This is a genomic window from Candidatus Nitrotoga sp. M5 (assembly GCF_927904885.1).
In the GTDB taxonomy this organism is placed as follows: domain Bacteria; phylum Pseudomonadota; class Gammaproteobacteria; order Burkholderiales; family Gallionellaceae; genus Nitrotoga.
In genome coordinates this window covers 25,642-37,511 of sequence record NZ_CAKMNW010000027.1, presented here as the reverse complement: position 1 = coordinate 37,511, position 11,870 = coordinate 25,642, and the positions used below count along the sequence as shown (strand labels likewise).

The window sequence follows — 11,870 nt, the reverse complement described above, 5'->3', positions numbered from 1 at the left end:
ATAAAGGAGCGCCAACCTTCAGTCCGCAGGCGAAGGGGCGCGTAGAACGTGCCAACCAGACATTGCAAGACAGGTTTGAGTTAGTAAGACTACGAAGCTCACAACGTACCAGCCATACAAATACGACCTCACCCTTCTGTCGAGTGAAATTCACTGGAGAGGCGTTCTGGGTAAGAAGCTATTTCGTATCGGCAGTAGGATTAGATGAAGAAATGGTTAGAGCGTAAATTCGCAATCAAGAGGCAGACGATGAACGATATGACCAGAAGTAACTGAAAGTTATAGCCGCCTTACGTGGCTCACGGTTTTACCGGCCCTTTTGAAGGGTTTACTTAAAATGCCCTCCGGCAAAACCGGAGGGCATTTTAATTGGTTCAGGTGACCATAAATTATTCAGTGCTCAATTTTATGAACGCAATTTGTCCACACTCCAGATACCTGGGCCACGAGTCGCGATAAACAAAAAGATAAAGCAATACAAGGTCACTAGCTCACCACCATTCGCAATCGGGAAAAAGTTCTGGTTAGCATGTGCAATGAAGTAAGCGGCAGCCGCCATTCCACTGCAAATAAATGCGGCGGGTCGAGTGAGTAGACCAATTATGATCAGTGTTCCACCCACCAGTTCAATAACACCAGCCGCGGTAGTCATTGGATTCAGTGGGCCGTAGGGAAAAGGTATAGGGAAACTGAATAGCTTCTGCGTGCCGTGGCACAAAAATAAAAAACCGCTCACGATTCTTAATAAAGCGTAGGCTGGTTCCTGGAATTTATCTAAAAATTTCATCTTTAACTCCCTTTTAAGGTTTAGATACGAGTTGGGCTTCAAAGTCAAAAACAAGCCACTGGGTACAAATTACACTACAAACTATTTAAACGCTAGCAATGCCTTATGCTCAAGCTACCGTTGATGTCAATCGTTTATTTAAATGATTTGTTAACTTTCGATTTGCCAAAGGTACATGCTAGATTTTTTATTCAAAATCTGAAGCTCAAACGATTTCGTGCATGCCGCTTCTATATATCCGTAACACACGTGAAGCGGTAAAAGATGCTCCTCTCTGGGGTGGCAATAGCGCGCAAACGGTGCCGCCTCCCAATTGATAAGTCTGTTCATGCGCTCCCGCTCACCAAGCTCCAAACTACCACACGTTTCCAACAACCAAGCCTCAAATGATTCATTTTGTACTTTAGTATCAGCAGTGTTCGGTGCAAAGAACGCTTGCAAATTGTGAAATGAGAATCCTGACCCTATTACAAGTAAAGAGGAATCGTTCAGCTTCTGCAGCACCTGTCCAACTTTGACGTGTTCCTCAGGTTGAAGATTTTTTAACAAGGATATTTGGACGCAGGGAATGTCCGCTTCCGGATACATCAATTTCAACGGAACAAACAGGCCATGGTCGAATCCCCGCGTTTCATCAAGGCTGGATTGAATACCTGCCTCCGAAAAGAGCTTGGCAATTTTGCGCGCTAACAATGGTTGGCCCGGGCATGGATAAGTGATTTGGTAGGATTCGTCCGGAAAACCATAATAGTCGTATATCAGCGGCGGATTACTGCCCGATGTTATTGTGGAGCAACTTTCTTCCCAATGAGCACTCACGACAATTATTGCTGACGGTTTTTCTATTGTCGCCGAAATGTTTTTCAGGCACTGAACCATTTCGTCGTGGGTAGCGTCTTGCAGTAGCGGCAGTGGTCCTCCTCCATGTGATAAAAAGAGTGCTTGGCGATAATTTTTCATAAACTTGATCTCCTTCGAAAGTTAACATTCGAGTTAATAAAATAATGAGTCAAATTACTTGATTATTAATAATTTCAAAGACATCTGCTGTTTCATGACTGCCCTTGGTTAAATTAAAATTTATGTTTGGTGCCTTCTACGCAATTACGCATTAGTTTTACCGGTTATCTTCGATGTGTGTCTTGGAGTGAGTACTATACGAGTTTGTTTGATAATGCACTAGATGGTAAAGTTTGGAATCACTGTGCATAATTTTGGACAATAATATGGATCTCGATGCAATTACTGTATTCGTGAAAATTGTGGAAGCTGGTAGTCTTTCCAAAGCAGCAAGACTGCTGGGCATGCCCAAGACGACTGTCAGCGCCAAGCTCGCAGCTCTGGAAAAGCGACTGGGCGTGAACCTGATTCACCGCACCACCCGTAAATTGCATGTGACAGAAGTTGGCGAGAAATACTTTCATCATTGCGCAAATGCCGTTCGGGAGGTGGAGCTCGGGAAGGCGGCCCTTGAATTGTCGCAAAGCAAGCCGACTGGCGTACTCAAGGTCACCGCGCCTGTAGATATAGGGCGTACGGTGCTTCCTCGAGTTATCTGCGCCTATTTAGCGAAATATCCCGATGTTACCGTTGAGCTGGTGATTTCAAATCAGATAGTCGATCTAGTCGAGGAAGGCGTCGACCTGGCTATCCGCGCCGGCACGCTGCAAGATTCGTCATTGATAGCGAAACGTTTTTTTGATTTGCGCGCTAGTCTTTGGGCTTCTCCGGCTTATGCCCAAGAATTCGGCAAGTTCACTCATCCCAAGGATTTGGTCAAGGCGTCGTTCGTCGGACGTAAGGGGATCGACGAACTGCGGCTTACGAATGGCAAGTCAGAAGTAGATGTTCCAGTCGTCAGCCGCGTCCTTGCTGATGATCTTGAAACCATCAAAGCATTGACCATCCTTGGCGAAGGAATCTGTTGGCTGCCTGACTTCCTGTCCGCAGATGCGGTAGAAGCCGGCACGCTTGTGCCGATTCTTTCGCAATGGAAATCGAAGGGAGTAGGCGCGGTCTACTTTGTCTACGCGAGCCAAAAATATGCATCGCCCAAGGTGCGTGCATTTATCCAAACTGCGCTGGATGTCGTTTCATCGGGCATCTCCAAAGCACATTGACAGGCAACGCATCTATTCATCTACCCTGGTGATATTAGGCTTCATTATTATCCAACCCAACCTGCCAAGTTACTCTTAATCCCTTGCCGGTTTTGTCGGAACCTTGCTGGTTGCAGCAGTGACCTCCAGCCTCAAAGTGGCGGTCACCCTCTCAGAGCTGCGCATTCGGGCGCTGGATATAGCCAGAGCCAACTTGTTGGGCAGCAATTTATTCAATATTATCATTCTGGTTGCGGGCTTGATCTTCCGCCCACAAAGGCATAGTGTGATAAGACTGGTTTGAGTGATCTTGGGGCTGTTTCTTATGTACATCCTCAATAACTTGGATTACTTTCAGCATGGAAATTAACAACCGCCTCTGGCACTCTTCGGTGGAACCGTCATGACCGACCATTTTCAGGAAATCGCTCTGCTGCTCGCCGCTGCCGCCTGTATTGGTGCCTTGGCGATCCGACTACACCAGCCTTTGATCCTGGCCTATATTATGGTGGGTATCCTGGCTGGGCCGGTAGCTTTGGGCTGGATAACGGCGCACGATCCGCTTGATCTGCTGGCTCAGGTGGGGGTGGCGGTATTACTCTTTACAGTTGGTCTCAAGCTTGATTTGAATTTGGTGCGCCGTTTGGGCGCTGTGGCACTGGCCACGGGGCTGGGGCAGCTATTTTTTACCATCCTGTTTGGTTACCTGCTGGGGCTTGCTTTGGGCATGGATCACCTCAAGGCCATTTACATAGCGGTAGCGCTGACCTTCTCCAGCACCATCATCATTGTCAAGCTGCTGTCGGACAAAAAGGAACTGGACTCTCTTCACGGCCGCATCGCTGTGGGCTTCCTCATCGTGCAGGATATCGCCGTGCTCATTGCCATGATGACCATGAGCACCCTTAACATGGCGGGAGCAGACGGTATAGCCGCAACTCTGGGCATGATCACGCTGAAACTCGCTGTTGCTGGTTTGCTGCTGACCATAGTCATGCGTTATGTGCTGCCGCGCCTGCTCGATCTGGTGGCGCGATCGCAAGAACTGATGCTGCTGTTTGCCATCGCTTGGGGCGTTGCACTTGCGAGCATGGGAGAAATGTTTGGATTCAGCAAAGAGGTGGGTGCGTTTCTTGCCGGCTTCTCGCTAGCGACTTCACCTTACCGCGAGGCAATGAGTGGCCGGCTCAACCCGGTGCGTGATTTTCTGCTGTTATTTTTCTTCCTCGACCTGGGAGCAAGGCTGGAATTCGAGGCCTTCGAGGGGCAGATTGTGGCGGCGCTGGTACTGTCAGCGTTCGTGCTGATTGGCAATCCCCTTATTGTGATGGCTATTATGGGTTATATGGGCTACCGCAAGCGCACCGGTTTCATGGCGGGTCTCACGGTGGCGCAGATATCCGAGTTTTCCATCGTCTTCGTTGCCATGGGTATGAGCTTGGGTCACGTTGGTGGCGATACTCTGGGACTGGTTACCCTGATCGGTCTGGTGACTATCAGCGTCTGCACTTATCTGGTGCTTAACAGTCAGACCTTGTACGAAAAACTCAAGTTTTCATTGAGTGTGTTTGAGCGTCGGTTACCATTCCGCGAACGCATGACAATACCAAAATCGGAGCCAACGCCTGCGGTAGTTGTGTTCGGTCTTGGGCGCTATGGCGGTAGGCTGATGCAGCGCCTATGCGATCAGGATATTAATACGCTGGGTGTGGATTTCGATCCCGAAGCCGTGCGGCACGCTCGCCATCGTGGGCTTAATGCCCGCTTCGGCGATGCCGAGGATGCCGAACTTCCCGCCAGCTTGCCCCTCGCCGAGGTGCGCTGGGCGGTCAGCACCTTGCACGACAGCAGCGTCAACCGCGTTCTGATTACTGCCCTACGCGAGCACGGTTACACCGGTCCGGTCGCGGTCACTGCGTACAGTGAAGCAGACATTGATATGCTGAAAAAAGTCGGAGCGGAACTTATATTTTACCCCTACTTTGACGCAGCTGAATATGCTGCAGATAAACTCCAACACATCCTGCGAGAAAATGAGGTTCCTGCGTGAAACCGATCACCACTTTTTTGGCCGCCACTGACTTCTCCACCACTGCCGGGCATGCTGAAGAACGCGCCGCACTGCTGGCGGCAGAGCACGGTGCCTGCCTCACCCTGATGCATAGTCTGAGCGGCCTTGCGCTGGAACGTCTGCGTGACCGTCTGCTGCACGGTTACGCCAGTACCGAAGCACAGTTGATCAGGCATTACGAGGACGCCTTGCGCCTGCTGGCGGAAAATCTAGCCGGGCGCTGGCAGATAGAGGTGACGCCACTGCTCGTGGTTGGCCAGACACACTGCGAGATCAGCCGTGCCGCGCAGGAAATTTGCGCGGACATGGTGATATTAGGTGCGATGGGCGAACATCCAGCGCGCGAACTCTTCCTTGGTTCTACCGCTGAACGGGTGATACGAGAAACCGCCATGCCAGTACTAGTGGTGCGTAATGAGCCTGACGGACCCTACCGGCGCGTGTTGATACCGCTCGATCTTTCAGTCCACAGTCTTGCGGTAGCCGAGATTGCCCGCCGCGTTGCGCCCGAGGCCCATCTCACCCTGGCGCATGCTTTCGATTTGCCTTTCGAGGGCAAGCTGAACTTTGCCGGAGTCTCCGAAGAAGATGTTAATCGCTTACGCCAAGAGGAGCGTCAATACGCCCAAGATGCGCTATACACTCTTGCAGACGGCCTGAAGGGAGGAGGGCATGTCGATATCCGCGTAAAGCACGGTACGCCGGAAGCTGTCATCCCAGAACTGCTGCGTGAAACGGCGGCGGACATGGTGGTGGTGGGTAAACATGGCAAATCGGAAATTATCGATTTCTTTCTGGGCGGCATGACCAAGCATCTTTTGCTGGATGCGGCCTGCGATGTATTAGTGATGCCGCCGGGGCAGGAGACGCAACCATGATCCTCTGGTGTAGCACCCTGCCTTAATGCTTGGCTGCAGTTTCAGCACAGGCACGGAGAATAAGCACTGCAAAACTATAATTAGTTAACCAGCCAATTGCGCAGCAATAACATCCCAAGCAGTATGAATAACGTGTCAGGTCTTGAATATTGAATCCTTTATGATTCGCCTGACCATCGAATAAGATAAACCAAAATATTCACCGACCTCTTTCATAGAGTAACCACCGCTTTTATAAGCGCATGTAATTGCTGCGTTACGATTTTTAATCTTATCACCATAATATTTCAAGGGCTTCGAGATACTCCGTCGCTGAGAAGCGGGAATATCTCGCAGGTCTTTGCTGCCATCAATTTGTTGACTTATACGCGCCACAAATACATCGCTGCCTAAGAAAACCTGATTTTTTAAATTTAACCAAGGCGAAGTCTGAGCGGCACCTTCCAAGGCAAATCGCTTATAAGCTTTAATAACCACTCCTTTTGTTTGCCCAAAACCAGCGAGTATCCAGTCAGTACTAAGCCAGAGAGAATGGGGCGCTTGGTTAATGGTCACTCGATAACTACTCCATTTCCATTCCTCAGCGAATTGCACCATTCCAGCCCTAACTGGATTTAGTACGATATAACGTGCGAGCTCTAGTAAAGAACTGTCTTTTTCAACAAGTATTGCTTTATAGCGCTTTTGAAATATGTGACCAATACACTTGTGGTTACGATTGAACGTTTGACTATAAACACCATTTAGCTGACGCATTCCTTATGATAAATTCGCATCGGGCGTTTCTATTAATAGATGGTAATGATTGCTCATCAAGCAATAACTATGACACACCCAATTGTAAAACAGACATACTTCACCTAAAATCTTTAAAAAAATATTCCGGTCATCGTCTGATTCATAAGTATCCTCTCGTCGATCTCCCCATGAAGTCAGGTGATACAAACCACCTAAAAATCCAAATCGTAACGTTTTTTGCGGGCAGGGCCACGACCAGGCGGTAACCGGCCTCGGTCATCCGTGCGATCGGCACATCGAGGTTGAATCCGGTGCTGCCCATGTCTGTCCTTGCCTTCCCTTCCATGTGTTGCGTTATGTCGTGTGGCGGTGAGGTGCGCGGTATCCGTCTGTCAGGCCCGCTGTGGAGCCGGGTTGTTCTTGCGCAGCCCGGCCTCCATCACCACATAAGCCGCCAGCGCGAGTAACAACGGCGCCAGGTAGACCAGGGCCCGGTACGTGAGCAAGGCCGCCAGTATGCTCGATTGCGACATCGCGTCCCCGAGCAAGGCGACAAACACCGCCTCGAGCACGCCCAAGCCGGCCGGCACATGCGTGACGGCCCCGGCAACGGCGGCCATCAGCATCACACCCAGCACCACCGGGTAGTCGATTTTCTGACCCAGCAAGATGTAGAGGATGGTCGTAATCACCGCCCAGTTCGTCAGCGACATTGCCAGTTGCACCATGGCAACTCGCCCAGTCGGCAATGTGAAGCAGTGTCCGTGCCATTGCCAGCTGCGGCCCGGCGCGAAGCCGCAGGCGAGCAGATAGGCCAGCGCAAGCAACAGCAGAACGACCCCCGCCATGGTCTGCCCATGGCTCCCGAACTCCCAGCCGGGCGGCAACGCAATGGGTGCCAGCAGGAAAGTGGCGCCGATCAGCACGAGGTAACCGAGCCAGTTGGTCAACACGCTCAGGCCGTAAACATGGGCGATCACGCCGTTGTCCAGGCCCAGTCGCGAATACAGCCGGAAACGGAAACCCGCGCCTCCCACCAGCGCTCCGAGGTTCAGGTTGAACACATACGACACCCAGGCGACCGACAACACCCGCGGCGCCGACAGGCTGTGTCCGGTCACGCTGCGCCCTAGCAGGTCGAAACTGGCAACCAGGGCGTGACTGACCGCTGCCAATGCCGCCGCCAGCAGCAACGTGGCGGGCGGATTGGCGCGCACGGTCTTCCAGACTGCGTCCCATTCGACTTCACGGCCAAAACGCACCAGCAACACCGCCACTGCGACAAAGAAGATCAGTATCAGGCCACGGCGCACCCAGGGCCACCACGGGTGTTGTGCCAGGGCGGGATCAGTGGTGCCTGCGGAGCGCGGCACTGTCGCAGGTTCAGCTCGCGCCATCGGGCGCTCCTTCGTCGGAGGCCACATTCGGGCCGGCTTGCGGGCCTAGGCGGTGGACCTTCGGCACACGCCGGGGTAACCAGCCGAACCACCGCGAATAGCCGCTCAGCAGATGAAACAGCAAAAAGCCGCGCAACGGCCGCCAGAATGCCCAGAACGGCGAGGGGGCCTCGGGCGCAATCACCTTGCAGTGGTTGTCGATCAGGTATTGCAGGCGCGCGTCCAGTTGGCGGGTGAAGCTGGCGTCGCGGATCACCAGGTTGGCCTCCAGGTTCAGGGTCAGGCTGAGCGGGTCCAGATTACTGGAGCCGACAGTGGACCAAGCATCGTCCACCACCGCGACCTTGCCGTGTAGCGGCCGCTCACAGTATTCAAAAATGTGCACTCCGGCACCCTGCAGGTAGCCGTACAACAGGCTGGCTGCGCTCTTGGCAATCGGCATGTCGGGTTCGCCCTGCAGGATCAGCGCCACGTAGACACCACGCCGAGCGGCACGCCGCAACTGGCGCAGCAGCAGGTAGCCCGGGAAAAAATACGCATTCGCCAGCACGACCCGTTGACGCGCCGTGCGAATCGCGGCGCGGTAATGGCGCTCGATGTCATTGCGGTGCCGATGGTTATCGCGCGTCACGAAGATCATCTCGGCGTCACCCGCCGCTTCGTTCGTGGGCGCCGGCTGGACGGCGGCGACCGACGGGGCCGGCTCGCGCGCAGCGGACTGGTCGGCAATCGCGCGCACAAAACCATGGATATGCGGCACGATCGGTCCGTGTATTTCGACTGCGTAGTCCTGCTTGCCCTCGGGGCCGAAGGCGCGCAAATGGTCGAACGAGAAATTGATGCCGCCCACGAAGGCCCGCTCGGCGTCGACGACCACGATCTTGCGGTGCATCCGGCGCAATACATTGAAGCGCACGCCCAGCACCGGCTTGGCCGGGTCGAACACACTCAGCCGGACCCCGGCCTGCGTCAGTGCTTCGATGAACGGTGGCGTGAGCTCCGATGAACCGAATCCGTCCACCAGCACGTCGATGCGCACGCCGCGCCGTGCGGCGTCGAGCAAAACGGCATGCAGTTCGTTGCCGACCTTGTCTTCGAACAGGATGAAGGTCTCGACAATGACCTCATGAAGGGCCGCCCGGATCGCATCGAAGACGGCCGGAAAATACGCCTCCCCGTTTTCGAGCAGGCGCACGCTGTTGCCACCGATCCAGCGCGATATGGGCTTCACAGGTCGATGTCCGCAGCCAGCGGCGCATGGTCGGACAGGTGCGACCACGGCCTGCGCGGCAGCACCATGGGCGCATGCGCGCCCGCGCCCCGCACATAGATCCGATCGAGCCTGAACACCGGGAAACGAGCCGGGAACGTGCGCGCCGAGCGTCCGTACACCATCTCGAAGACCTCCTGCAACCCGGCATCATGTGTCAGATGGTCGTTGGCGCGGGAACGCCAGTCGTTGAAGTCACCGGCCACGACCAGCGGCGCCTGTGGCGGAATTTCATCGTTCACCATGGCGCACAATATATCCAATTGCTGGCGCCGATGGTCCTCCAGCAGCCCGAGGTGCACACACACGGCATGCACATCGCCGAAACCTGGCACGGCCAGCGTGCAGTGCAGCAGTCCACGCCTTTCAGTGCCTTCGATCGACATATCCCAGTTCTGGTTTTGCACGATCGGGTACTTGGACAGCAGCGCGTTGCCATGGTGGCCCTGCGGATAGACCGCGTTGCGCCCGTATGCAAACTCAGGCCACATCTCGTCGGCCAGGAATTCATACTGCGGCACTGGCGGCCAGTCGGCCTGCCGCATCGCGTGTTCGGTGTGGTCGCCCTGCACTTCCTGCAGGAAAACGACATCGGCCTGTACCGCCCGCACGGCGCTGCGCAACTCGGGCAGGATGAACCTGCGGTTGAGGAAACCGAAACCTTTGTGCATGTTCACGGTTAATACGCGGAAGGATGGTCGGGGCATCGGCATCAATGAGTTTCTGTCGGCAATGGTATGGTCAATCGTCGGAATCATTCTGGCATTCAACCCTGAATACGACTGTAGGAGAATGACGGCAATCACTGTGGCTCGCACCAATGCAACTTGGCAGCGACACAACCACCCCTGTTCCATGTCGAATGCACGGCAACGGGTCCGCCGGGCCCGGGAAGAAATGGTCGCTCTGAGCGACTAAGATCCGCAATGGCCAGCGCCGGTTCGAGCAGGAGGCCCTGCGTCTGCGTGCCATCGTGCCGGCGGCCATGCTGGGCCGCATTGCGCACTTCGGCAGCACTGCGTCCGGGCATGGTGGCCAAGCGATCATCGACATGCTGGTCGAGGTGCCGTCCCTGCAGCGCGTGCACGACACCATCGATCCGATCCTTGAGCGCCATGGTTACGAATATTTCTGGCGTCCGTCGTGGCGCGATAACATGACACCCGAATACACCTGATTCATCAAGCGCGATACGCAGGGCCGGCGCACCCACCTCCTGCACATGTTGCCGCCGGACGCCCCCGAATGGGACTGCCTGCTGTTTCGCGACTACCTGATCGCGCATCCAAGCGTGGGGGTACAGGAAAAATAGACCCCCTTTTTCACGAGATTCAAATGTACTGATAGCTGGCTCAATTGTCAAACACGGTGATAATCGATCGAAATATGACTATATTCCGGTTCAGTTAGCACGAAAAGTCAAAGGTTTTGCCGCTTCAGGAGAAAGACGCCCAGGGGTAAAGGCCAGCCCCGTGATGAAGGGGATTGAAAGGAGTGAGCACGGGATCAGGTTGGCTCGAAAAGATTGTGGATTTGTGCAGGTGCTCTAGGCGGTGCCCGGGCAGGTAGACCGAGATGATCAAGAATTTTAGTGATTGCGGCTTTTTCCAAGATGGCGGCGATGATTTTCATATTTCCACCACAGTGCGGACAGTGTTTGATGTCGATATCAAACACCCGCTATAACAGGCGTGCCCAACTGATACGCAAGGAAACCTGGGAATATTGTACATCGTCATTCGCATCGGATGGGCTATTTTGCTTTTCTTCTCGCCTGGAATAATCTTTGGGCTCAGTTTGGCATCAGGTGCAAGCACGCCATGAAAAGGGGTTAGCAGGTATTTTGCGAAGCAAAAACTCGCAAAACGAATCAGGTTGAGTCTTGGCAGAGGAGCCAATGCGGCCAGGCGTTGCATGAATTCTAACGGCGACATGACAATATGCGTCGTGCCATCCCGACAAGGCGTCTTTAGCGTCAACACCACCTGACCAGCATTGTTGAGTGTCAGACATTCATTGGCAATTGCGGGGCGGGTGATAAAAATATCAAGGGGTCAGTCAGCTTGATTTGTCATTATTTTTGTGGCTATATGGTATTCCAAGTTAAAATAATACACAATAAAAACAATTAGATAAATAATTTTATTGGAAAAATAATTACTTGAATATATGTGCTATCACTGGATTGTTAGTTAAACTCTGAACGTCATTTCAGCATTACACCGTAAAATCAATTAGTTCAAACCTTTACTTTGTTCTGATTTAAACCTAAATAAGTGAGCCAGGAGTCAGCCAGCTTGAAATCAAAAAATAATGATAAATTAAGCTGGCTGACTCCTTGATTTCGTCGGCCTTATCATCGCACACAAAAGCCTTATTATCGTTTTTTGAGTCGCATTTGGCGCGCCCATTGCAAATTCTTTACGATTGGTGGCCGCTCCAGTGACAGGTTCGTCATTACGAACAACTGGCAGTACTCATATCCAGGTAATTCAAGGCAAATAATGGCCAGCATCTATAATTTATGTACCAGTTTTAAGTTGGTAATTACCGATAGTGGTATTCTTATTAACCTATTCTGAATTTTAGGCATAGCGCGATTTGTATGGCAAAAATACTGTGCCTAATTT

14 protein-coding genes are annotated in these 11,870 nt (G+C 53.0%); 5 read left to right on the top strand and 9 right to left on the bottom strand.

What is annotated here, in order from left to right; translation table 11 throughout:
* Positions 1–406: 406 nt before the first annotated feature.
* The gene (locus tag MJ770_RS07990; protein ID WP_239251084.1) at positions 407–787 is read right to left on the bottom strand and encodes a DoxX family protein; all 381 of its coding nucleotides are present in this window, start codon (positions 785–787) and stop codon (positions 407–409) included.
* A 150-nt stretch (positions 788–937) separates the two neighbouring features.
* Positions 938–1,747 carry a DODA-type extradiol aromatic ring-opening family dioxygenase gene (locus MJ770_RS07985; protein ID WP_239251083.1) on the bottom strand — a complete coding sequence of 270 codons (810 nt, stop codon included), beginning with the start codon at positions 1,745–1,747 and terminating at the stop codon, positions 938–940.
* 266 nt (positions 1,748–2,013) lie between these two features.
* Here MJ770_RS07985 and MJ770_RS07980 point away from each other — a divergent pair, with 266 nt between their 5' ends.
* The 4 genes from MJ770_RS07980 to MJ770_RS07965 all read left to right on the top strand — a co-directional run bounded on the left by MJ770_RS07980 (position 2,014) and on the right by MJ770_RS07965 (position 5,835).
* Complete coding sequence (locus MJ770_RS07980) at positions 2,014–2,907, top strand: LysR family transcriptional regulator (RefSeq protein ID WP_239251082.1); 894 nt, start codon at positions 2,014–2,016, stop codon at positions 2,905–2,907.
* Positions 2,908–3,010: 103 nt separating this feature from the next.
* Positions 3,011–3,190 (top strand): hypothetical protein, encoded by a 180-nt coding sequence (locus MJ770_RS07975; RefSeq protein ID WP_256448809.1) that lies wholly within the window; start codon positions 3,011–3,013, stop codon positions 3,188–3,190.
* A gap of 99 nt (positions 3,191–3,289) precedes the next feature.
* Positions 3,290–4,936, top strand: coding sequence for a cation:proton antiporter (locus MJ770_RS07970; protein ID WP_239251081.1), 1,647 nt, complete (start codon positions 3,290–3,292; stop codon positions 4,934–4,936).
* The gene (locus MJ770_RS07965; RefSeq protein ID WP_239251080.1) at positions 4,933–5,835 is read left to right on the top strand and encodes a universal stress protein; all 903 of its coding nucleotides are present in this window, start codon (positions 4,933–4,935) and stop codon (positions 5,833–5,835) included. Before MJ770_RS07970 ends, MJ770_RS07965 begins: the two co-directional genes overlap by 4 nt.
* 135 nt (positions 5,836–5,970) lie before the next feature.
* Here MJ770_RS07965 and MJ770_RS07960 read toward each other — a convergent pair whose 3' ends face one another.
* The 5 genes from MJ770_RS07960 to MJ770_RS07940 form a co-directional block, all read right to left on the bottom strand.
* A complete protein-coding gene (locus MJ770_RS07960; protein WP_239251079.1) occupies positions 5,971–6,591 on the bottom strand; it encodes an addiction module toxin RelE in 621 nt (206 codons plus the stop codon).
* 3 nt (positions 6,592–6,594) lie between these two features.
* On the bottom strand, positions 6,595–6,780 hold the full coding sequence (locus MJ770_RS07955; RefSeq protein WP_239251078.1) for a transposase: 186 nt from the start codon (positions 6,778–6,780) through the stop codon (positions 6,595–6,597).
* A gap of 185 nt (positions 6,781–6,965) precedes the next feature.
* On the bottom strand, positions 6,966–7,970 hold the full coding sequence (locus tag MJ770_RS07950; RefSeq protein WP_239251077.1) for a lysylphosphatidylglycerol synthase domain-containing protein: 1,005 nt from the start codon (positions 7,968–7,970) through the stop codon (positions 6,966–6,968).
* Positions 7,957–9,201: a cardiolipin synthase ClsB gene (clsB, locus tag MJ770_RS07945; protein ID WP_256448808.1), complete on the bottom strand. Its 1,245-nt coding sequence runs from the start codon at positions 9,199–9,201 to the stop codon at positions 7,957–7,959. Before clsB ends, MJ770_RS07950 begins: the two co-directional genes overlap by 14 nt.
* Positions 9,198–9,998, bottom strand: coding sequence for an endonuclease/exonuclease/phosphatase family protein (locus MJ770_RS07940; RefSeq protein ID WP_445083135.1), 801 nt, complete (start codon positions 9,996–9,998; stop codon positions 9,198–9,200). The genes clsB and MJ770_RS07940 overlap by 4 nt, the downstream gene beginning before the upstream one ends.
* 161 nt (positions 9,999–10,159) lie before the next feature.
* On the opposite strand from MJ770_RS07940, the gene MJ770_RS07935 reads away from it, so the two are divergent.
* Complete coding sequence (locus MJ770_RS07935) at positions 10,160–10,417, top strand: GrpB family protein (protein ID WP_256448810.1); 258 nt, start codon at positions 10,160–10,162, stop codon at positions 10,415–10,417.
* 329 nt (positions 10,418–10,746) lie between these two features.
* On the opposite strand, the gene MJ770_RS15405 is transcribed toward MJ770_RS07935, so the two are convergent.
* Both MJ770_RS15405 and MJ770_RS15630 read right to left on the bottom strand, forming a co-directional pair.
* On the bottom strand, positions 10,747–10,872 hold the full coding sequence (locus tag MJ770_RS15405) for a hypothetical protein (RefSeq protein ID WP_256448807.1): 126 nt from the start codon (positions 10,870–10,872) through the stop codon (positions 10,747–10,749).
* Entirely contained in the window at positions 10,869–11,279 is a 411-nt protein-coding gene (locus MJ770_RS15630) for a transposase (protein ID WP_445083137.1), read from the bottom strand. Before MJ770_RS15630 ends, MJ770_RS15405 begins: the two co-directional genes overlap by 4 nt.
* Positions 11,280–11,870: the final 591 nt, after the last annotated feature.

Excerpts from the sequence above, each read along its gene's own strand:
- MJ770_RS15405 (WP_256448807.1), bottom strand. The coding sequence starts at position 10,872 with ATGAAAATCATCGCCGCCATCTTGGAAAAAGCCGCAATCACTAAAATT.
- MJ770_RS07980 (WP_239251082.1), top strand. The coding sequence starts at position 2,014 with ATGGATCTCGATGCAATTACTGTATTCGTGAAAATTGTGGAAGCTGGT.
- MJ770_RS07950 (WP_239251077.1), bottom strand. The coding sequence starts at position 7,970 with ATGGCGCGAGCTGAACCTGCGACAGTGCCGCGCTCCGCAGGCACCACT.
- MJ770_RS07960 (WP_239251079.1), bottom strand. The coding sequence starts at position 6,591 with ATGCGTCAGCTAAATGGTGTTTATAGTCAAACGTTCAATCGTAACCAC.
- MJ770_RS07940 (WP_445083135.1), bottom strand. The coding sequence starts at position 9,998 with ATGATTCCGACGATTGACCATACCATTGCCGACAGAAACTCATTGATG.
- MJ770_RS07985 (WP_239251083.1), bottom strand. The coding sequence starts at position 1,747 with ATGAAAAATTATCGCCAAGCACTCTTTTTATCACATGGAGGAGGACCA.
- MJ770_RS07990 (WP_239251084.1), bottom strand. The coding sequence starts at position 787 with ATGAAATTTTTAGATAAATTCCAGGAACCAGCCTACGCTTTATTAAGA.
- MJ770_RS07970 (WP_239251081.1), top strand. The coding sequence starts at position 3,290 with ATGACCGACCATTTTCAGGAAATCGCTCTGCTGCTCGCCGCTGCCGCC.